Here is a 278-nt window from a genome sequence, read left to right on the forward strand (position 1 = left end):
CGGCAACCACGCCCAGGGCGTCGCCCTTGCCGCCAAGCTGCACGGCGTCGCCTCCGTCATCATCATGCCCTCCGACGCACCGAAGCTGAAGATATCAAATACGCGCGCGCTCGGCGCCGAAGTCGTGCTCTACGACCGCGCCACCGAAGACCGCGACGCGATCGGCGCGCGCCGCTCGGAAGAGCGCCGCCTGACCCTGATCAAGCCCTTCGACGAACCCCAGGTCATCGCCGGCCAGGGCACGACCGGGCTGGAGATCGCCGAACAGGCGGAAGAGG

Annotated in this window: 1 protein-coding gene; it reads left to right on the plus strand. The window is 69.1% G+C overall.

Features of this window, described 5'->3' with window-relative positions:
- Nucleotides 1–278 (plus strand): pyridoxal-phosphate dependent enzyme (locus B3605_RS17670; protein WP_296435321.1); only part of this gene is annotated, 278 nt, incomplete at both ends.

The sequence above is a fragment of the Rhizobium sp. UBA1881 genome (assembly GCF_002338015.1).
Lineage (GTDB): Bacteria > Pseudomonadota > Alphaproteobacteria > Rhizobiales > Rhizobiaceae > Rhizobium.